The sequence below is a fragment of the Pseudomonas sp. 2,4-D genome, from assembly GCF_030418155.1.
Lineage (GTDB): Bacteria > Pseudomonadota > Gammaproteobacteria > Pseudomonadales > Pseudomonadaceae > Aquipseudomonas > Aquipseudomonas alloputida.
In genome coordinates, this window is the sequence record NZ_JAUHUI010000033.1 from 41,737 (window position 1) to 62,382 (window position 20,646).

Annotated in this window: 18 protein-coding genes; 13 read left to right on the forward strand and 5 right to left on the reverse strand. The window is 62.6% G+C overall.

What is annotated here, in order from left to right; all coding sequences use genetic code 11:
* Window positions 1-51 precede the first annotated feature (51 nt).
* The 7 genes from QYE47_RS20345 to QYE47_RS20375 all read left to right on the forward strand — a co-directional run bounded on the left by QYE47_RS20345 (window position 52) and on the right by QYE47_RS20375 (window position 8,087).
* Complete coding sequence (locus QYE47_RS20345) at window positions 52-1,302, forward strand: AGE family epimerase/isomerase (protein ID WP_014589863.1); 1,251 nt, start codon at window positions 52-54, stop codon at window positions 1,300-1,302.
* 104 nt (window positions 1,303-1,406) lie between these two features.
* Complete coding sequence (locus QYE47_RS20350) at window positions 1,407-2,693, forward strand: ABC transporter substrate-binding protein (RefSeq protein ID WP_014589864.1); 1,287 nt, start codon at window positions 1,407-1,409, stop codon at window positions 2,691-2,693.
* Between the two features lie 133 nt (window positions 2,694-2,826).
* Window positions 2,827-3,735, forward strand: a complete 909-nt coding sequence (locus tag QYE47_RS20355) for a carbohydrate ABC transporter permease (RefSeq protein ID WP_009683405.1) — start codon at window positions 2,827-2,829, stop codon at window positions 3,733-3,735.
* Window positions 3,728-4,573 carry a carbohydrate ABC transporter permease gene (locus QYE47_RS20360; protein WP_070383505.1) on the forward strand — a complete coding sequence of 282 codons (846 nt, stop codon included), beginning with the start codon at window positions 3,728-3,730 and terminating at the stop codon, window positions 4,571-4,573. The genes QYE47_RS20355 and QYE47_RS20360 overlap by 8 nt, the downstream gene beginning before the upstream one ends.
* Window positions 4,574-4,576: 3 nt before the next feature.
* Complete coding sequence (locus QYE47_RS20365; protein WP_014589866.1) at window positions 4,577-5,731, forward strand: ABC transporter ATP-binding protein; 1,155 nt, start codon at window positions 4,577-4,579, stop codon at window positions 5,729-5,731.
* A 40-nt stretch (window positions 5,732-5,771) separates the two neighbouring features.
* Window positions 5,772-7,115: a carbohydrate porin gene (locus tag QYE47_RS20370; protein ID WP_004575641.1), complete on the forward strand. Its 1,344-nt coding sequence runs from the start codon at window positions 5,772-5,774 to the stop codon at window positions 7,113-7,115.
* 117 nt (window positions 7,116-7,232) lie between these two features.
* Window positions 7,233-8,087, forward strand: a complete 855-nt coding sequence (locus QYE47_RS20375; RefSeq protein WP_003255044.1) for a D-hexose-6-phosphate mutarotase — start codon at window positions 7,233-7,235, stop codon at window positions 8,085-8,087.
* Here QYE47_RS20375 and hexR read toward each other — a convergent pair.
* On the reverse strand, window positions 8,080-8,943 hold the full coding sequence (gene hexR / locus QYE47_RS20380) for a DNA-binding transcriptional regulator HexR (protein WP_172830949.1): 864 nt from the start codon (window positions 8,941-8,943) through the stop codon (window positions 8,080-8,082). The two genes, QYE47_RS20375 and hexR, sit on opposite strands and share 8 nt — an antisense overlap.
* Window positions 8,944-9,154: 211 nt before the next feature.
* On the opposite strand from hexR, the gene zwf reads away from it, so the two are divergent.
* From zwf to QYE47_RS20395, 3 genes are read left to right on the forward strand one after another with little or no spacing between them, the layout of a single operon-like run.
* Window positions 9,155-10,624, forward strand: a complete 1,470-nt coding sequence (gene zwf / locus QYE47_RS20385; RefSeq protein WP_070383506.1) for a glucose-6-phosphate dehydrogenase — start codon at window positions 9,155-9,157, stop codon at window positions 10,622-10,624.
* Window positions 10,611-11,324 (forward strand): 6-phosphogluconolactonase, encoded by a 714-nt coding sequence (gene pgl, locus QYE47_RS20390; protein ID WP_019438114.1) that lies wholly within the window; start codon window positions 10,611-10,613, stop codon window positions 11,322-11,324. The genes zwf and pgl overlap by 14 nt, the downstream gene beginning before the upstream one ends.
* Before the next feature lie 17 nt (window positions 11,325-11,341).
* Window positions 11,342-12,022, forward strand: a complete 681-nt coding sequence (locus QYE47_RS20395; protein ID WP_014589869.1) for a bifunctional 4-hydroxy-2-oxoglutarate aldolase/2-dehydro-3-deoxy-phosphogluconate aldolase — start codon at window positions 11,342-11,344, stop codon at window positions 12,020-12,022.
* A 298-nt stretch (window positions 12,023-12,320) separates the two neighbouring features.
* On the opposite strand, the gene leuA is transcribed toward QYE47_RS20395, so the two are convergent.
* From leuA to QYE47_RS20415, 4 genes are all read right to left on the reverse strand, one after another.
* Window positions 12,321-13,994 (reverse strand): 2-isopropylmalate synthase, encoded by a 1,674-nt coding sequence (gene leuA, locus QYE47_RS20400; RefSeq protein ID WP_070383507.1) that lies wholly within the window; start codon window positions 13,992-13,994, stop codon window positions 12,321-12,323.
* A gap of 432 nt (window positions 13,995-14,426) precedes the next feature.
* Complete coding sequence (locus QYE47_RS20405) at window positions 14,427-15,254, reverse strand: M23 family metallopeptidase (protein WP_014589871.1); 828 nt, start codon at window positions 15,252-15,254, stop codon at window positions 14,427-14,429.
* A 3-nt stretch (window positions 15,255-15,257) separates the two neighbouring features.
* The gene (xseA, locus tag QYE47_RS20410; protein ID WP_026031907.1) at window positions 15,258-16,637 is read right to left on the reverse strand and encodes an exodeoxyribonuclease VII large subunit; all 1,380 of its coding nucleotides are present in this window, start codon (window positions 16,635-16,637) and stop codon (window positions 15,258-15,260) included.
* 80 nt (window positions 16,638-16,717) lie between these two features.
* Complete coding sequence (locus QYE47_RS20415; RefSeq protein WP_014589873.1) at window positions 16,718-17,596, reverse strand: LysR substrate-binding domain-containing protein; 879 nt, start codon at window positions 17,594-17,596, stop codon at window positions 16,718-16,720.
* 97 nt (window positions 17,597-17,693) lie between these two features.
* Here QYE47_RS20415 and QYE47_RS20420 point away from each other — a divergent pair, with 97 nt between their 5' ends.
* The 3 genes from QYE47_RS20420 to guaB all read left to right on the forward strand — a co-directional run bounded on the left by QYE47_RS20420 (window position 17,694) and on the right by guaB (window position 20,610).
* Window positions 17,694-18,449: a sulfite exporter TauE/SafE family protein gene (locus tag QYE47_RS20420; RefSeq protein ID WP_070383508.1), complete on the forward strand. Its 756-nt coding sequence runs from the start codon at window positions 17,694-17,696 to the stop codon at window positions 18,447-18,449.
* Between the two features lie 47 nt (window positions 18,450-18,496).
* On the forward strand, window positions 18,497-19,054 hold the full coding sequence (locus QYE47_RS20425; RefSeq protein ID WP_020193644.1) for a hypothetical protein: 558 nt from the start codon (window positions 18,497-18,499) through the stop codon (window positions 19,052-19,054).
* Between the two features lie 86 nt (window positions 19,055-19,140).
* Entirely contained in the window at window positions 19,141-20,610 is a 1,470-nt protein-coding gene (gene guaB, locus QYE47_RS20430) for an IMP dehydrogenase (RefSeq protein ID WP_003255025.1), read from the forward strand.
* Window positions 20,611-20,646 lie beyond the last annotated feature (36 nt).

The following is a 20,646-nucleotide window of genomic DNA, read 5'->3' on the forward strand; positions in this document are numbered from 1 at the left end:
TGACCCCGCTGGCTAGAATTTGCAAACGACTGGCAAGGATCAAGCTGGCCCATGATTTCCCTCAACCTGTCCGCTAACAGCTGGCTCAATGCCCCGGCCCACACCGCCTGGCGCCTGGCCGAAGCGCAGCGCCTGCTGGCATTCGCCAAAGCCGCGAAACTGCCCGACGGCTTTGGCAACCTGGATGCCAAAGGCCAGCTCACTCCCGGCGCCTGCGCCGAAACCTTGAATACCGCGCGAATGACCCACTGCTTCGCCCTGGCCCATCTGCAGGGCATTCCCGGCAGCCTGGCCTATGCCGAACACGGTGTGGCTGCCCTGCGCGGGGTTATGCAGGACGCCAGCTACGGTGGCTGGTTAGCCCACCCCGGCGGCCAGGAAGACAGCGGCAAGGCCGCCTACCTGCATGCCTTCGTCGCCCTGGCCGCCAGCTCGGCGGTGGTGGCGGGCGCTGTCAATGCCACCACGCTATTGGCAGACGCAATCCAGGTGATCGAAGCGCATTTCTGGAGCGAAGAAGAAGGTGCCCTGCGGGAAACCTTCTCCCGCGCCTGGCAGCTCCCTGAGCCGTACCGGGGCGCCAACAGCAACATGCACGCGACCGAGGCCTTCCTGGCCTTGGCAGATGCCACCGGCAACAGCCTGTGGCTGCAACGCGCCCTGCGCATCGCCGAACGCATCATCCGTACCCATGCCGCCGCCAATGGTTATCGGGTGATCGAACATTTCGATGCCCATTGGCAGCCGCTGCCGGATTACAACCTCGAACACCCCGCCGACCACTTCCGGCCTTATGGCACTACACCCGGGCATGCCCTGGAGTGGGCACGGTTGCTGTTGCATCTGGAGGCCGGTCTCGAGCAGGCCGGTCTGCATGCTCCGCAATGGCTGGAAGCGTGTGCCCGCGCATTGTTCGACACAGCCTGCCAACAGGCCTGGGGCGTCGATGGCGAACCGGGTTTCGTCTACACCCTGGACTGGGCTGATCGCCCGGTGGTGCATGCACGACTGCACTGGGTGCACGCCGAGGCCTGCGCCGCTGCGGCAGCCCTGTTGCAACGCACCGGCGAGGCGCATTACGAACAGTGGTACCGCTGCTGCTGGGGCTTTATCGCCAACCATTTCATCGACCCCGTCGGCGGCAGTTGGCACCACGAACTCGATGCGCACAACCAGCCGGCCGGCACCCTCTGGCCGGGCAAGCCCGACCTCTATCACGCCTACCAGGCGCTGCTGCTGCCAGGTTTGCCCCTGGCCCCCAGCCTGGCCAGCAACCTGGCCGGCAATGTAACCAAACGATGACATTCACGCATCGCTTCGTTACCTGACGAGGCGGGCGTGCTGTTTAGACTTCATGCAACGCAAGCGATCGACTTGCACGGCATAACAACAAGAAAGGTGCTCCGATGAATTCCACGCTCCGTCTCGCTGCCGCAATTTCCTTTGCCTCGTTAATCCCCTTGGGTGCCCAGGCTGCTGACGCCAAAGGCAGCGTCGAAGTGGTGCACTGGTGGACCTCCGGTGGTGAAAAAGCGGCGGTCGATGTGCTCAAGGCCCAGGTCGAAAAAGACGGCTTCATCTGGAAGGACGGCGCTGTTGCCGGAGGTGGTGGTGCCACGGCCATGACCGTGCTGAAAAGCCGCGCCGTCGCAGGCAACCCGCCCGGTGTCGCGCAGATCAAAGGCCCGGACATCCAGGACTGGGCGGCCACCGGCCTGCTCGACGCCGATGTGCTCAAGGATGTGGCCAAGGAAGAAAAGTGGGACTCGCTGCTGGACAAGAAAGTGGCCGACACCGTGAAGTACGACGGTGACTACGTTGCCGTACCGGTGAATATCCACCGCATCAACTGGCTGTGGATCAACCCCGAGGTGTTCAAAAAAGCCGGCATCGACAAGGCGCCCACCACCCTCGACGAATTCTACGCCGCCGCCGACAAGCTCAAGGCTGCCGGTTTCATCCCGCTCGCCCATGGTGGGCAACCCTGGCAGGACAGCACCGTGTTCGAAAGCGTGGTGCTGTCGGTGATGGGCGTCGATGGCTACAAGAAGGCCTTGGTCGACCTCGACAGCGCAACGCTGACCGGGCCGCAGATGGTCAAGGCGCTGACCGAGCTGAAGAAGGTCGCCACCTACATGGACCCGGACGGCAAGGGCCAGGACTGGAACCTGGAAGCCGCCAAGGTCATCAACGGCAAGGCCGGCATGCAGATCATGGGCGACTGGGCCAAGAGCGAATGGACCCTGGCGAAGAAAACCGCCGGCAAGGATTACCAGTGCGTGCCGTTCCCCGGTACTGACAAGGCCTTCCTGTACAACATCGACTCGTTGGTGGTGTTCAAGCAGAACAACGCCGGCACCTCTGCCGGGCAGCAGGACATTGCGCGCAAAGTGCTGGGGGAGGACTTCCAGAAACTCTTCAGCATCAACAAAGGGTCGATCCCTGTGCGTAACGACATGCTCGCCGACATGGGCAAGTATGGTTTCGATGCCTGTGCTCAAACCTCCGCCAAGGACTTCCTGGCCGACGCAAAAACGGGCGGCCTGCAACCGAGCATGGCGCACAACATGGCCACCACGCTGGCCGTGCAGGGCGCGTTCTTCGATGTGGTGACCAACTACATCAACGACCCCAAGGCCGACCCGGCCGATGCGGCGAAGAAGCTGGCGGCGGCTATCAAGGCTGCCCAGTAACGGCTGTTCGCGGGCACGCCCGCTCCCAGATGGGCCCTGCTCCCCACTGTTCCTGGTCATGACGCCGGACCTGTGGGAGCGAGCTTGCCCGCGAAGCGGTGCGTAGCACCGCCACTACCTCGGGATCCAATACATGACTACGACCACCGCCCAATTGCGGGCCTCACCCCTGGACGCGCTTCAGCGCTGGCTGCCCAAGCTGGTGCTGGCGCCCAGCATGTTCATCGTCCTGGTGGGCTTCTACGGCTACATCCTCTGGACCTTCGTGCTGTCCTTCACCACCTCGACCTTTCTGCCCACCTATAAGTGGGCGGGCCTTGCGCAATACGCCCGTCTGTTCGACAACGACCGCTGGTGGGTGGCGAGCAAGAACCTGCTTCTGTTCGGCGGCCTGTTCATCGCCATCAGCCTGGCCATCGGTGTGTTGCTGGCGGTGCTGCTGGACCAGCGTATCCGTCGCGAGGGCTTCATTCGCACCATTTACCTGTACCCCATGGCACTGTCGATGATCGTCACCGGCACGGCCTGGAAGTGGCTGCTCAACCCCGGCATGGGCCTGGACAAGCTGCTGCGCGACTGGGGCTGGGAGGGTTTTCGCCTGGACTGGCTGATCGACCCTGACCGGGTCGTGTACTGCCTGGTGATCGCCGCCGTGTGGCAGGCCTCGGGCTTTATCATGGCGATGTTCCTCGCCGGCCTGCGCGGCGTTGACCAGTCGATCATCCGCGCCGCACAGATCGACGGTGCCAGCTTGCCGCGCATCTACTGGACTGTAGTGCTGCCCAGCCTGCGCCCAGTGTTCTTCAGCGCGCTGATGATCCTTTCGCACATCGCCATCAAGAGCTTCGACCTGGTGGCGGCAATGACGGCCGGCGGCCCGGGTTACTCCTCCGACTTGCCGGCAATGTTCATGTACTCGTTCACCTTCAGCCGCGGCCAGATGGGCATGGGCTCGGCCAGCGCCATCCTGATGCTCGGGGCAATCCTGGCGATCCTCGTGCCTTACCTGTACTCGGAGCTGCGGAGCAAACGCCATGCATAGTCCTGTCGACAAGCCGGTGCTCAGCCTCAGCCGTATGGTCATCCATGGCGTATTGCTGATTGCCGTGCTGCTGTATCTGGTACCGCTGGTGGTGATGCTGCTGACCAGCTTCAAGACCCCCGAAGACATCACCACCGGCAACCTGCTGAGCTGGCCTGCAGTGATTACCGGCATAGGCTGGGTCAAGGCCTGGGGAGCGGTCAGCGGTTACTTCTGGAACTCGATCATGATCACCGTGCCCGCGGTACTGATCTCCACCGCTGTTGGTGCACTGAACGGCTATGTGCTGTCGATGTGGCGCTTCCGAGGTTCGCAACTGTTCTTCGGCCTGCTGCTGTTCGGCTGTTTCCTGCCGTTCCAGACCGTGCTGCTGCCGGCCTCGTTCACCCTCGGCAAGCTTGGCCTGGCCAGTACCACTGGCGGCCTGGTGCTGGTGCATGTGGTCTACGGCCTGGCCTTCACCACGCTGTTCTTCCGCAACTTTTACGTGAGCATCCCCGACGCATTGGTCAAGGCCGCGCGCTTGGACGGTGCCGGGTTCTTCACCATCTTCCGCCGCATCATCCTGCCGATGTCCACGCCGATCATCATGGTCTGCCTGATCTGGCAGTTCACCCAGATCTGGAACGATTTCCTGTTCGGCGTGGTGTTCTCCAGCGGCGACTCGCAACCGATTACCGTAGCCCTGAACAATCTGGTCAATACCAGCACCGGGGCCAAGGAATACAACGTCGACATGGCGGCAGCAATGATCGCTGGCCTGCCAACCCTGCTGGTCTACGTGGTGGCAGGCAAATATTTCGTGCGCGGGCTGACGGCCGGCGCGGTCAAGGGGTAAGCCATGGCAACGCTCGAACTTCGCAATGTGAACAAGACCTACGGCAGCGGCCTGCCGGACACCCTCAAGGACATCCAGCTGTCGATCAAGGACGGCGAGTTCCTGATCCTGGTGGGCCCGTCGGGCTGCGGCAAGTCGACCTTGATGAACTGTATCGCCGGCCTGGAGCAGATCACCGGCGGCGCCATCCTCATCGACGAGCAGGACGTCAGTGGCATGAGCCCCAAGGACCGCGATATCGCCATGGTGTTCCAGTCCTATGCGCTGTACCCCACCATGAGCGTGCGCGAGAACATCGAGTTCGGCCTGAAGATCCGCAAGCTGCCCCAGGCCGCCATCGACGAGGAAGTGGCGCGGGTAGCCAAGTTGCTGCAGATCGAACACTTGCTGGCGCGCAAGCCGGCGCAGCTGTCCGGCGGCCAGCAGCAGCGTGTGGCCATGGGCCGGGCGCTGGCGCGGCGACCCAAGATCTACCTGTTCGATGAACCCCTGTCCAACCTCGATGCCAAGCTGCGGGTCGAAATGCGCACTGAAATGAAGTTGATGCACCAGCGCCTGAAGACCACCACGGTGTACGTCACCCATGACCAGATCGAGGCCATGACCCTGGGCGACAAGGTGGCGGTGATGAAGGACGGCATCATCCAGCAGTTCGGCACCCCGCAGCAGATCTACAACGACCCGGCCAACCAGTTCGTGGCCAGCTTTATCGGTTCGCCGCCAATGAACTTCATTCCGGTGCGTCTGGCCAGGCAGGATGGCCGCTTGCTGGCGCTGCTCGACAGCGGCCAGGCGCGCTGCGAACTGCCCTTGGGGGAAGCTGCTGACGCGCTTGAGGGGCGCGAGATCATCCTCGGCATCCGCCCTGAGCAGATCGCCCTGGGCGCTGCTGACGGCAATGGTTTGCCGGCTATCCGCGCCGAGGTGCAGGTGACAGAGCCCACCGGGCCGGACCTGCTGGTGTTCGTCACGCTCAACCAGACCAAAGTGTGCTGCCGCCTGGCGCCAGATGTGGCGTGCCGGGTGGGTGACACCCTCAACCTGCAATTCGACCCGGCCCGGGTGCTGCTGTTCGACGCTGCCAATGGCGAGCGCCTGCACCTGGCCAGCACTGGCGCAACTACAAAGGACAACGTGGCTCACTTCAAAGGCCGTTGACTCGTCTACACCATCAATAAGAAAAAGAGGACGCAAAGGGATGGAACAGCGCAAACGCATCAAGACACTGGGATCGCTGGCCTTGCTTGCACTTGTAGGCAGCAGCGGTACACAGGCTGCCGAGGCTTTTTCCAGTGAATCCAAATGGATGACCGGCGACTGGGGCGGCACCCGGACCGAGCTGCTGGACAAGGGCTATGACTTCACGCTCGATTATGTGGGTGAGGTGGCTGGCAACCTGCACGGCGGCTACAACGACGACAAGACTGCACGCTACAGCGACCAGTTCGCCCTCGGCGCGCATCTGGACTTGCAGAAGATACTGGGCTGGCATGATGCCGAGTTCAAATTGGCGATCACCGAGCGAAGCGGCCGCAACCTGTCCAACGACCGCATCAGCGACCCGCGCGCGGGGCAGTTCAGCTCGGTGCAGGAGGTGTGGGGCCGTGGCCAGACCTGGCGCCTGACCCAGATGTGGATCAAGCAGAAGTACTTCGACGGCGCGCTGGACGTGAAATTTGGCCGTTTTGGCGAGGGCGAGGACTTCAACAGCTTCCCTTGCGACTTCCAGAACCTGGCCTTCTGCGGCTCGCAGGTGGGCAACTGGGTGGGCGGCATCTGGTACAACTGGCCGGTCAGCCAGTGGGCGCTGCGGGTGAAGTACAACATCACCCCGGCGTTCTTCGTGCAGGTCGGGGCCTTCGAGCAGAACCCTTCCAACCTGGAAACCGGCAACGGCTTCAAGCTCAGCGGCAGTGGTACCAAGGGTGCGATCTTGCCGGTGGAAGCGGTGTGGTCGCCCAAGGTCAATGGCCTGCCGGGCGAGTACCGCCTGGGTTACTACTACAGCACGGCCAAGGCTGACGATGTGTACGACGACGTCAACGGCAACCCGCAGGCGCTGACAGGTGAAGCCTTCAAGTCGCACTCCAGCAAGCACGGATGGTGGGTGGTGGCGCAGCAGCAGGTCACTGCCCACGGTGGCGACGTCAACCGGGGCCTCAGCCTGTTCGCCAACTTCACCGTGCACGACAAGGCCACCAACGTGGTCGACAACTACCAGCAGGTGGGGTTGGTCTACAAAGGCGCTTTCGACGCCCGGCCCAAGGATGACATCGGCTTCGGCGTGGCGCGTATTCATGTGAATGACGACGTGAAGAAGCGTGCCGAACTGCTTAACGCACAGAGCGGCATCAACGATTACGACAACCCTGGTTTCGTGCCGCTGCAGCGCACCGAATACAACGCAGAGCTCTACTATGGCTTCCACGTTACCAACTGGCTGACCGTGAGGCCCAACCTGCAGTACATCAAGAGCCCTGGCGGGGTGGACGAGGTGGATAACGCGCTGGTCGCTGGCTTGAAGATTCAGTCGTCATTCTGAGGCAACTTGTTGTAAATTTACGCCAATCCATTTTCGGTCCCCGGCACCCACTGGTCTGCAGTGGGTGTTGGGGATAGGCCGAGACAGCGCTATCTCAAACAACAAGAGCTCTGAACCATGCCCGAACATCCGCTACATCGCTTCTTCTCCTCGCAGCGGCCCCGGCCGACATTCGAGTGGGAGCGTTATCAGCAGCGCGATGTCCTGATCATCGATCACCCCCGTTGCCAGGCGGTGTTCAGCCGCCAGGGCGCGCAGTTGCTGCACTTTCAACCAGCGGGTGAACGGCCATGGCTGTGGTGCGCCGAACAGTGGCCGCAGGTGGGGGCGATCCGCGGTGGTGTGCCGGTGTGCTGGCCATGGTATGGCCGTCATCCCAGCGAAGACCTGTGGCCGGCACACGGTTGGGCGCGGTTGCTGGACTGGAAGCTGGTGGACAGCCGTGAGGACGAGGAGGGCGTGACTCTGAAATGGCGGCTGGACCTGTGCGACTGGCAGGTCGACCTGCATGCCCGGCTGGGTAGCCGCATGGAGCTGAGCCTGAGCACCGAACATCAGGACAGCGAACCCTGCCAGTTGAGCCATGCGCTGCTGGCGTACTGGCGCATCAGTGACGTGTCCGAGATAGCGCTGTCTGGGTTGGAAGATATTGAGGGCTACGACCGCCTCAACCGCCAGGCTTGCCGTGAAGATGGCGCGCTGAAGCTCAAGGGCGGCTGCCAGAAGGTCTACCCCGGTACGCCACGGGTGCAATTGCAGGACCCGGCCTGGCAGCGCGAGCTGTGCATCGACACCGGTGACAGCGACGACACCGTGGTCTGGCACCCTGGCAATCGCCCGCTGATGGGGGTGACTGGCCGCGAGTCGCAGCGTTTTGTCTGCGTCGAGGCGACCAGCGGCAGTGGCGAAGGCCTGAGCCTGGCGCCTGGGCAGCGTGCGCACCTGCGTTTGCAGGCGCACCGGCTCAGTTGAGTTCGTCGTCCTCGATCGGGTAGCGGCTGGCGTTGAGGCTTTCCTTGATCTTGCGCAGGTGGGGCTGGAAGTCCACGCCGCGGCGCAAGGTCATGCCGGTGGCCAGTACATCGAGCACGGTCAGCTGGATGATCCGCGAGGTCATTGGCATGTAGATGTCGGTATCTTCCGGCAGCGGAATGTGCAGGCTCAGGCTGCAGGCATTGGCCAGTGGCGAGCCTGCGGCGGTGAGGCCCAGCACCGAAGCGCCGTTTTCACGTGCCAGGCGCGCCACGTCGACCAGTTCGCGGGTACGCCCGGTGTAGGAAATGATCACAAACAGATCACCGGTGTGGGCGACCGAGGCCAGCATGCGCTGCATCAGCACATCGGCGTGGGCCGACACGGCCAGGTTGAAGCGGAAGAACTTGTGCTGCGCATCCAGGGCCACCGGGGCTGAGGCGCCGAGGCCGAAGAAGTGGATCTGCCGGGCCTGGATCATCATGTCCACGGCGCGGCTGACCTGCTGCGGGTCCAGTTGCTGGCAGGCGCTGTCAAGCGAGGCGATGGCGCTGGCGAAGATCTTCTGGGTGTAGGCGGCCGGGTCATCGTCGGCCTCTACCGCGCGGCTGACATAGGCGGCACCACTGGCCAGGCTCTGCGCCAGTTGCAGCTTGAGCTCGGGGTAGCCGCTGACGCCGAACGAGCGGCAGAAGCGGTTGACGGTCGGTTCGCTGACCTTGGCCGCCTGGGCCAGCGCAGCGATGCTGAAACGGGTGGCTTGTTGCGGGTTGAGCAGGATGACTTCGGCGACTTTGCGTTCGGCCTTGTTCAGCTCGTCGAGGCGGCCCTGGATCTGTTCCAGGAGGTTTCGCACGCGGTCCATGGGTGTGTCCTTGGGTCGGGAAGACAGCCGGCTGTGTGAGCAGCAGGCTTTTTGCACGGTCGTCTATCGTACTGTCGGTGCGGTTGGCGTACCACTTGTCTGTAACACTTGTGTGTAATGTTGTGGTTTTTACTACATTATCCCTTGAAAACCGTGTGTGAAAGCGGTATTCCTAGACCAACTTTAGGAAAGAACCAACATCATGGCCGCAATCAGTGTCGAACCTTGCACCTTTGCCCTGTTTGGCGCCCTCGGCGACCTGGCATTGCGCAAGCTGTTTCCTGCGCTCTACCAGCTCGACCGGGCCAACCTGCTGCACCCGGACACCCGCCTGCTGGCCCTCGCCCGTGAGGTCGGCAGTGTGCAGGAGCACCTGGACAGCATCGAAGCCCACCTGCGCCGGCACGTGCCCGAGGCAGATATCGAGCCTGCTGCGCTGGGGCGCTTCCTTGCCCGCCTGAATTACCAGCACCTGGACTTCCTTCAGCCCGAGGGCTATCAGGCCCTGGCCGAGCAACTGCCGGGCGAGCTGCCGCTGATCGCCTACTTCGCCACGGCGGCGGCGGTGTATGGGGCCATCTGCGAAAACCTCGACAAGGTCGGGCTGGCTGCGCGCACCCGGGTAGTGCTCGAGAAACCTATTGGCCACGACCTGGAATCCTCGCGCCGGGTCAACGATGCCGTGGCGCGGTTCTTCCCTGAAAGCCGGGTCTACCGCATTGACCACTACCTGGGCAAAGAGACGGTGCAGAACCTGATTGCCCTGCGCTTTGCCAATAGCCTGTTCGAAACCCAGTGGAACCAGAACTCCATCTCCCATGTGGAGATTACCGTCGCGGAAAAGGTCGGTATCGAGGGCCGTTGGGGTTATTTCGACAAGGCCGGCCAACTGCGCGACATGATCCAGAATCACCTGCTGCAGTTGCTGTGCCTGATCGCCATGGACCCGCCCAGCGAACTGTCCGCCGATGCCATCCGCGACGAGAAGGTGAAAGTGCTCAAGGCCCTGGCACCGATCACTGGTGACGGTTTGAGCACCAGTGTGGTGCGCGGCCAGTACATTGCCGGCTACAGCGAAGGCAAACCGGTGCCGGGTTACCTGGAAGAAGACAACGCCAACGCCCAGAGTGACACCGAAACCTTCGTCGCCCTGCGCGCCGACATCCGTAACTGGCGCTGGTCGGGCGTGCCGTTCTACCTGCGAACCGGCAAGCGCATGCCGCAAAAACTGTCGCAGATCGTCATTCACTTCAAGGAAACGCCGCACTACATCTTCGCCCCGGAACAGCGTTTGCAGATCGGTAACAAGCTGATCATCCGCCTGCAACCGGACGAAGGCATTTCTTTACGGGTGATGACCAAGGAGCAGGGCCTGGACAAGGGCATGCAACTGCGCAGTGGCCCATTGCAGCTGAATTTTTCCGATGCCTGGCGCAGTGCACGAATTCCGGATGCCTACGAGCGGCTGTTGCTCGAAGTGATGCGCGGCAACCAGAACCTGTTCGTGCGCAAGGACGAAATCGAGTACGCCTGGAAGTGGTGCGACCAGTTGATCGCCGGCTGGCGTAATGCGGGCGATGCGCCCAAGCCATACGCGGCGGGCTCCTGGGGGCCGATGAGCTCGATTGCACTGATCACACGCGATGGGAGGGCGTGGTATGGGGATATCTGAATTGAAACTGCCAGCGGCCGTGAAGGCTCATGAACTGGCGGATGCCAAGGCACTGTCCGTGTCCTTGGCTCATGATGTGGCTGAGCGCCTGCGCGCCGCGATTGCTGCCAAGGGGCAGGCCTGTGTGGTGTTGTCTGGCGGCCGCAGCCCGGTGCCGTTCCTGGAGAAGCTGGCCAGCGAGCAGCTGGACTGGGCCAAGGTCATCGTCAGCCTGGCTGATGAGCGCTGGGTGCCGGTGGAGCACGCCGACAGCAATGCCGGCCTGCTGGCCCGCCACCTGTTGAAGGGCGAAGCGGCCAAGGCCCGTTTCGTTGGCCTGTACCAGCAGGCGGAGAACCTTGATGCAGCTGCGCTCAAAGCTGACCAGGCCTTGGCCGAGCTACCGCTGATCGACGTGCTGGTGCTGGGCATGGGCGATGATGGCCATACCGCCTCGCTGTTCCCCGCCAGTCCCAACCTGGAAGCAGGCCTGGACCCGGCCGGCCCGCGCCGCTGTCTGCCACTACTGGCACCGAGCGTGCCGCACCAGCGCCTGTCGATGACCCGTTCGCTGCTGGCCAGCGCGGCCTTCATCGCGCTGGCCGTGCAAGGCCAGGGCAAACTCGCTACCCTGCGCGCCGCGCTGGCGGGCAACGACCTTACTGAAATGCCGATTCGCGCTTTTCTTCACGACCCCCTGGACATCTACTGGTGCCCATGAGCCAAGGATCCACAGTCATGACCACCCTTGAACGCCCACAGCCCAAGCTCTCGATGGCTGATAAAGCCGCGCGGATCGACGCCATTTGCAAAAAGGCGCGCATCCTGCCGGTAATCACCATTGCTCGTGAGGAAGACATTCTGCCGCTGGCTGACGCCCTGGCCGCTGGCGGTATCCGTACCCTGGAAGTGACCCTGCGCTCACAGCATGGCCTCAAGGCCATTCAGGTGCTGCGTGAGCAGCGCCCGGAGCTGTGTGTCGGCGCCGGTACCGTGCTCGACCGCAGCATGTTCGCGGCGGTTGAAGCTGCGGGCGCGCAGTTCGTCGTTACCCCTGGCATTACCCAGGACATTCTCGAGGCTGGCGTGGACAGTGAAATTCCGCTGTTGCCGGGTATCAGCACGCCGTCCGAAATCATGATGGGCTATGCCCTGGGCTACCGCCGGTTCAAGTTGTTCCCGGCGGAAATCAGCGGCGGCGTAGCGGCGATCAAGGCCTTTGGTGGCCCGTTCGGCGATATTCGTTTTTGTCCCACCGGCGGTGTGAACCCGGCCAACGTGCGCAACTACATGGCTCTGCCAAACGTGATGTGCGTGGGGGGAACCTGGATGCTCGATAGCAGCTGGATCAAGAACGGTGACTGGGCGCGTATCGAAGCGTGCAGTGCCGAGGCGATGGCGCTGCTGGACGCCATCTGAAACAGTTGTGTGCTTTACGGCTTGTGGGGCGCTTGGTCGGCGCCCCTTTTTTTTGCCTGGGGTATTTGCAGTGGTTGTGCTGGCCTTTTCGCGGGTAAACCCGCTCCTACGCACCGATCTGCGGTGGACATACACCGGAGGTTGGACACAGGCCGTCGTAGGAGCGGTGGTGGACACACACATTGGTGATTGGGCGAAGGCCGTTGTAGGAGCGGGTTTACCCGCGAAAAGGCCAGTCCAGGCCCACAAAAAAGCCCGCATCAAACGATGCAGGCTTTCTCATCCCTCATTCCAGGCTTCAGGCCGCCTTGGCTTCCTGCTGGCTCAGCGAGCGGTTCAGCGCACTGAACAGGGCCTTGAAGCTGGCCGTGGTGATGTTCTCATCGATACCCACGCCATGTACCGGGCGGCCACCGGCCACGCGCAGCTCGATGTAGGCAGCTGCCTTGGCGTTGGTGCCGGCGCCAATCGCATGCTCGTTGTAGTCCATGATCTCCACGGCAATCGGCAGGCCGGCCACCAGTGCTTCCAGGGCGCCGTTGCCCTTGCCGCGCCAGTGCAGGGTGGTTTCGCCTTCCCCGGCAACCTCAACTTCCACGGCGCTGTGGCCGTTTTCTTCCTGCAGGCGATGGCTGACCAGTGCGTATGGCGCGTTGGCCTGGAGGTATTCCTTGTGCAACAGGCTGTAGATTTGCTGGGCGGTCATTTCCAGGCCCAGACGGTCGGTTTCACCCTGCACCACCTGGCTGAATTCGATCTGCATGCGGCGCGGCAGGCTGATGCCGTATTCCTGCTCGAGCAGGTAGGTAATGCCGCCTTTGCCCGACTGGCTGTTGACGCGGATCACCGCCTCGTAGCTACGGCCGATGTCGGCCGGGTCGATCGGCAGGTATGGCACTTCCCACAATTCGCCTTCCTGCTGCTTGGCGAAGCCCTTGCGGATGGCGTCCTGGTGCGAGCCGGAGAACGCGGTATGGACCAGGTCGCCCACATACGGGTGACGTGGATGTACCGGCAACTGGTTGCATTCTTCGACCACCTTGCGCACGCCGTCGATGTCGGAGAAGTCCAGCAACGGGTCGATGCCTTGGGTGTAGAGGTTCAGTGCCAAGGTCACCAGGTCGACGTTACCGGTACGCTCGCCGTTGCCGAACAGGCAGCCTTCGGCACGGTCGGCGCCGGCCATGAGGCCCAGTTCGGTGGCAGCGATGCCGGTGCCACGGTCGTTGTGGCAGTGCAGGCTGATGATCACGCTGTCGCGGCGGCTGACATTGCGGCAGAACCACTCGATCTGGTCGGCGTAGATATTTGGCGTGGACACTTCCACGGTGGCCGGCAGGTTGAGGATGATCTTGTGTTCAGGGGTAGGGTTCCACACCTCGATGACCGCGTCGCAGACCTCCTTGGCGAACTCCATTTCAGTGGCGCTGAAGGTTTCTGGCGAGTACTGGAAGGTCCACTGGGTTTCTGGCTGCTGGGCGGCGTACTTGACGAACAGCTTGGCCGCGTTCACCGCGATTTCCTTCACGCCTTGCTTGTCCTGATTGAAGACGATGCGGCGGAACGACGGGCTGGTGGCGTTGTACAGGTGGACGATGGCCTTCTTTGCACCGCGCAGCGATTCGAAAGTACGGGCAATCAGGTCTTCACGTGCCTGGGTGAGCACCTGGATGGTGGTGTCATCCGGGATGTGGCCGTCCTCGATCAGGGTGCGCACGAAGTCGAAATCGGTTTGTGAGGCAGACGGGAACGAGGCTTCGATCTCCTTCACGCCAACCTGCACCAAGGTCTTCCAGAAGCGCAGTTTCTTCTCCGAGTCCATCGGCTCTATCAGCGACTGGTTGCCGTCACGCAGGTCGGAACTGCACCAGATAGGTGCCTGGGTGATGGTCTTCGACGGCCAGGTACGGTCAGGCAGGTCGATGGTCGGGAAAGCGCGGTATTTCTTCGAAGGGTCTTTGAGCATGGTCATGGAAGCAATCCTTTTGTGTGCGGCCGAGATCGGGCCTGCCGAGCGATAACGATATAAAGAGGCGAGGCGACGCGATTCAGTCTGGTAGTCGGGCGCTGACCAGGCAGAGGCTGCGATGTTGTCGGAGCAGGATGAGGGTGCTGAAGGTTTTCATGCCTTCAAACTTAACCAGTGGGGTGGGGGATGGCAAGCGTTCGGGAAAAATTGAGAGGAATGCTTAAAAAAAGTGATTAGGCGAGATTTTATGGCTTGGATCTGCTGGGCGCTTATTGATGTTTGCGCAGTATTTTTCGATGGCGCAACACAGTTGAACTGCTGTCGACTGTGCTGGCCTCTTCGCGGGCATGCCCGCTCCCACAAGTATTGTGCTGTGTCTGAAGGCTTCGCTGTACCTGTGGGAGCGGGCGTGCCCGCGAAGCAGGCGCCGCAGTTTCAGGGCTGGAACGCGCCAATGAAAATCGCCGGGTCCACCCGCGCATCGTTCAGGCTGACGTTCCAGTGCATGTGCGGCCCGGTAGCCCGCCCGGTCGAGCCCACGCGTCCGACCACCTCGCCACGACGCAGTTGCTGGCCGACCTGCACATCGATTTTCGACATGTGGCAGAACATGCTGATAAAGCCCTGCCCATGGTCGACGAACACCGTGCGGCCGTTGAAGAAATAATCCCCCACCAGAATCACTTTGCCATTGGCGGGTGTCTTGATCGGCGTGCCTGCCGGCACCGCAAAATCCAGCCCTGCATGCGGGTTGCGTTCTTCGCCGTTGAAGAAGCGGCGCACGCCGAACTTGCTCGAAAGCGGGCCGTTGACTGGCTTATCGAGAATCAGGTTGCTCGGCAGGTTCGGGCTGAAGCTGCGGTAGGCCTTGATCTGCTCGGCCAGTTCGCGGTCGATGCGTTTGAGGTCGGCGGGGTTCGGGTTGACCTGGCGCGTGTTCTTCAGGGTGATGCGCTGCTCAGGGTACTTCTTGCTGCCTACGCTGAAAGGCAGGGTGCGCCCGCCCTGGTTCAGCACTGCGGTGCCGGGCTTCTGGGTCAGCGGGATGCCGACGATGGCCAGCCAGTTGTCCTGCTCCTTCACCACCAGCACCGGTTTGCCGTCGAAACGGGCGCTGGGTGCGCTGGTGGCGGGGCCCAGGTCGACGACTGCCACACCGCCGGGTACCGGTTTGTTCAGTGTGCGGGTGATGTAGCTGGCCTGGGCGCCGCCGGCCAACAGCAGCAGGGAAAGGGCAAGCAGGGGCGCGAGCACGCGGGGCATGTGTCAGTCCAGTAGTGAGAGGGTGACCGGGGTCAGGTGGTTGTCTTCGACCCGCACCAGCAGCTCGCCTTCGTTCAGGCGGGCGGTCAGGCGTTGGCCGTTGCGGGTCTGTTCGGCGCTGCGAATGGCCTGGCCTTGTTCATCCAGCAAAATGCTGTATCCGCGGGCCAGGGTGGCCAGCGGACTGACCACCTGCAGTGTCTGCAACTGGGCCTGGAACCGCTGGCGACGGTCCTTTAGCACCTCGCGCATGGCCCGTGGCAGGCGCTCGGCCAGGCTGTCCAGGCGCTGGTTCAGCAGTTTCAGGTTACGCCCTGGATGCTGTGCGGCCAGGCGGGCGTCCAGGCGTGCCAGTCGTTCGCGGCGCTGATTGAGGTTGAGCATGAACGCACGACGCAGGCGCATGTCCAGGTCGTCCAGGCGTTGAGCCTGCTGGCGCAAACGCTCGCCTGGGTGGCGCAGGCGCCGGGTGAGTGACTCCAGGCGCAGGCGGTCGTGGGTCAGGCGGTTCTGGATGCGCAGCAGAAGGCGCCGTTGCAGGCCATCCAGGCGTTGCCGAAGGCCGCTGTTGTCAGGGGCCAGCAGCTCGGCGGCAGCAGACGGTGTGGGCGCGCGCACGTCAGCCACGAAGTCGCTGATCGACACGTCGGTTTCATGGCCCACGGCGCTGACAATCGGCGTGACGCAGGCGGCCACGGCACGCGCCACGGCTTCCTCGTTGAAACACCACAGGTCTTCCAGCGAACCCCCACCCCGCGCCAGAATCAGCGCATCGAAGCCGAGGCTGTCGGCCAGGCGGATGGCGCGTACGATCTGCGCGATGGCTTCGCGGCCCTGTACCGCCGTAGGTATCAGGTTCAGCTCCACCTGCGGGGCACGGCGGCCGAACACGCTGATGATGTCGCGGATCACCGCGCCAGTGGGCGAGGTGATGATGCCGATGCGCTGCGGGTGAGCCGGCAGTGGCTTCTTTCGTTCGGCGCTGAACAGCCCCTCGGCACCGAGCTTTTCCTTCAGGGCCTCGAAAGCCAGGCGCAGCGCGCCATCACCGGCTGGCTCGACGGTGTCGAGAATCAGTTGGTAGTCGCCACGTCCCTCGAACAGCGAAACCTTGCCACGCACCCGCACCGCCAGGCCGTCGCGCAGCGCCTGGCGTACCCGCGTGGCGTTCTGCCGGAACAACGCACAACGCACCTGGGCGCCGCTGTCCTTGAGGGTGAAGTACATGTGGCCGGACGCCGGGCGGGCGAGGTTGGAGATTTCGCCTTCCACCCACACGCTGCGGAAAACGTCTTCCAGCAGCACGCGGGCGCGGCCGTTGAGTTGGCTGACGGTAAGGACCTCGCGGTCCAGCCCGAGTCGTTCGAAAGGGTCTTTGATCATGGCAGGCATCATAAATGACATCGGCCCCGGTTGTCTGTCCCAGGCCCCGTTGGAGCAGGTGTGCCGGCAAAGAACAAGGTTCAGGCCTGCAGGGCCGTTACGAACTGCCGGGCTATCTGCCCCGCATCGCGGCGACAGGCCAGCGCCACTGTGCTCTGGCAATCTCCTTCCAGTGCCACGAAGCTGACCGAAGCGGGTGCGATCTGCCTCATGCACTCTGGCAACAACGCAACCCCAAACCCCGCCTGTATCAGCTGCAACTGCGTAGTCTTGCGTGACAGCACCTGCGCCGCCTGCGGGAAGAACCCTGCCCCCATGCACAACGAGGCAGACAGGTAGCTCAAGCCACCGCGATCCCGGTGCGGGATGGAAATGAAGCGTTCTTCCTTCAATTGCTCCAGTTGCACGTACTGAGTACCCGCCAAGGGGTGCCCAGCGGCGACCGCTAGCAACAAGGGTTCGTCGAACAATTCATGCAGCACCACGCCTTCATGCTGGCGCAGCACCGGCAAGCGCAACAGGCCGATATCCAGCCGTCCGGCAGCAATGTCTTCCAGCTGTGCCTCCGATGACTGCTGCGCAATCTCCAGCGAAACCCCCGGGTTGTGCTTCAGGTAGTTCCCCAGGCGAGCCAGAAGCCCGCCGGTCAGCGGCACGGTGCTGGAATGGTTCAGGCGCAAGCTGCCTTGCAACCCTTGGCCAATGTCACGGGTAACCCGCTCAGCCTGTGCCAGGTCAGCCAGCAAGCGTCGCGCCCGTTCAAGAAAGGCCTGACCGGCCAGCGTCAGGCGAGGCAGGCGCGCCGTGCGTTCGAACAGCGGCGTGCCCAGTTGCTGCTCCAGTTCCTTGATCTGCCGGCTGAGGGCCGACTGGGCGACGTACAGTCGCTCGGCTGCACTGCTGAAACTGCCACACTCGGCGATTTCCACGAAGTAACGCAATTGTCGGATCGACGTCATGTCATGCCTTTTCGAGATGGCTTTTGGGCTAAAGGCATATTAGTCGGCATGGCTCATGGCTGGCTAACCTTTGCCTGTCTTCCCAGGAACTGCTGCCATGCTTGCCCAACTGTCGTTTTCCGGCCTTGACTGGCTGCCGATCCTGTTCGCCATTGCCGCGGCCTACATCGTCTTCGGCATCGCCGGCTTCGGTACTGCACTCGTGGCGGGGCCGGTGCTGATTCACTTCATGCCGTTGTCACGCATCATCCCGTTGCTGGTGCTGCTGGATTTCGTGGCCGCGTTCGGCAACCTGCTGCCGTCGCGCCGGGATGTGGTCCGCAGTGAATTGCTGCGGCTGCTGCCCTTCATGGCCTTGGGTTGTACGTTGGGCGTGGTGTTCCTGCTGCAACTGAAGTCCGACCTGTTGCTGCTGTTGATGGGGGTATTCGTGACTGCCTATGCAGTTTACGGGCTGGCAGTGAAAGTGAGGCCAGCCAGCCTGTCCGGCTTCTGGGCGATGCCGATGGGCACGGCAGGCGGGTTGTTCGGGGCTTTGTTCGGCAGCGGCGGGTTTCTATATGCCCTTTACCTGAGCGCACGGCTGGAGGTGAAGGAACAGGTACGCGCCACCCAGAGCGCGCTGATCAGCTGCAGTACGATAGTGCGTCTGTCACTGTTCCTGATTGCCGGTGTCTATGCCGACCAAAGCCTGCTGCTGCTCGCCGTCTCCCTGCTGCCTGTCATGTTCATTGGCCTTTGGGTAGGGCGTCGGTTGACCAACCGGTTGTCCCGCGAAGCGTTCGTACGGCTGGTGACCTGGCTGGTGCTGGCCAGTGGGCTGGCGTTGATTGGTCGCTACCTGAGCGCCTGAGCGGTAGAATTGCGTCATTACCGGCGTTTCTCAGGCTTGTCCCGTTCATGAACACCCAGAGCATCATCGTTCCAAAGCTGTCTACCGTCCCGGTGCATGAAGCCCGTGCCCGTGCCATCCTGCGCTGGCTGGTGCGCGAAAAGGTCGTCGAGGAGCAGCTGACCACCTGTGGCCGCACCGGCAACCGCATGGGCCACGCCCTGGCGGCAGGGGCGCGCAAAGTGGCCCTGCACCCGGAAAAACTGCCCTTCGACGAACCGGTCAACGGCCTGGAAGTGATGCTCAAACGCTGCATCTATACCCCCACCGAAGGCTTCCTCGAAGAAGCCGGTTGCCCGGAGTGCCGGCGCGAGGTAGGTGAGCCGTTGTTCGAAAGCCTGGAAGAGTGGATGCCGGCAGTGAGCGACAACTTCACCTGCCCACTGTGCGGCTTCGAAGATGACATCAATGGCTTCATTTACCTGCAGCCATGTGCCTTTTCCAACCTGGGGTTCATCTTCAACAACTGGGGCGAGGCCGGGTTCACCCAGGCCTTTCTCGACAGCTTCGCCGACTGGCTCGACCAGCCGGTGGCCGTGGTGCAGGTAAAACTGCCACAAGCCTGACCGAAGGCCCTTATTTTGCATTGAGCGGCGCGCCATGCATGAGTATAATGGCGCGCTTCCATTTTTCCCGCCCGGGAGCCCCCGCGATGCTGCGTATCAGCCAAGAAGCCCTGACCTTCGACGATATCCTCCTTGTACCTGGCTATTCCGAGGTACTGCCCAATGAAGTCAGTCTCAAGACCCGTTTGACCCGTGGCATCGAGCTGAACATTCCGCTGGTTTCCGCTGCCATGGATACCGTGACCGAAGCGCGTCTGGCCATTGCCATGGCTCAGGAAGGCGGTATCGGCATCATCCACAAGAACATGACCATCGAACAACAGGCCGGCGAAGTGCGCAAGGTCAAGAAGTTCGAGGCTGGCGTGGTCAAGGACCCGATCACCATCGACGCCGATGCCACTGTGCGCGACCTGTTCGAGCTGACCCGCCTGAACAACATCTCCGGCGTGCCAGTATTGGCCAACGGCGACCTGGTCGGCATCGTCACCTCCCGTGACGTGCGCTTCGAAAATCGCCTGGACGCCAAGGTTCGCGACGTGATGACGCCGAAAGAGCGCCTGGTCACCGTCCGCGAAGGCGCCGACAAGAACGAAGTTCGCGAGCTGCTGCACAAGCATCGCCTGGAAAAAGTCCTGATCGTTGACGACAAGTTCAACCTCAAGGGCATGATGACCGTCAAGGACATCGAAAAGGCCAAGGCTTACCCGCTGGCCAGCAAGGACGACCAAGGTCGCCTGCGCGTCGGGGCCGCCGTCGGCACCGGCAAGGACACCGGCGAGCGCGTTGCTGCCCTGGTGGCGGCTGGCGTTGATGTCGTCGTCGTCGACACTGCCCACGGCCACTCCAAAGGTGTGATCGACCGCGTACGCTGGGTGAAGGAAACCTACCCGCAAGTGCAGGTGATCGGCGGCAACATCGCCACCGGCGCTGCCGCCAAGGCCCTGGCCGAAGCGGGTGCCGATGCGGTCAAGGTCGGTATCGGCCCTGGCTCTATCTGCACCACTCGTATCGTTGCCGGTGTCGGCGTGCCGCAAATCAGCGCCATCGCCAACGTCGCCGCAGCACTGGAAGGCACTGGCGTGCCACTGATCGCTGACGGCGGTATCCGCTTCTCCGGTGACCTGTCCAAGGCCATCGTTGCCGGTGCTTCCTGCGTGATGATGGGTTCGATGTTCGCCGGTACCGAAGAGGCCCCGGGTGAAGTCGAGCTGTTCCAGGGCCGTTCCTACAAGGCCTACCGCGGCATGGGCTCGCTGGGTGCCATGGCACAGGCGCAAGGCTCGTCCGACCGTTACTTCCAGGACTCCTCGGCCGGCGCCGAGAAGCTGGTACCGGAAGGCATCGAAGGCCGCGTTCCTTACAAAGGCGCCCTGGCCGCGATCATCCACCAGCTGATGGGCGGCCTGCGTTCGTCCATGGGCTACACCGGCAGCGCAACCATCGAAGAAATGCGCACCAAGCCGGAGTTCGTGCGCATCACCGGTGCCGGCATGGCCGAGTCCCACGTGCACGACGTGCAAATCACCAAAGAAGCCCCTAACTACCGCGTAGGCTGAGGCTTCCAGCTACAACATAAAGCGGGGCTGTCATGA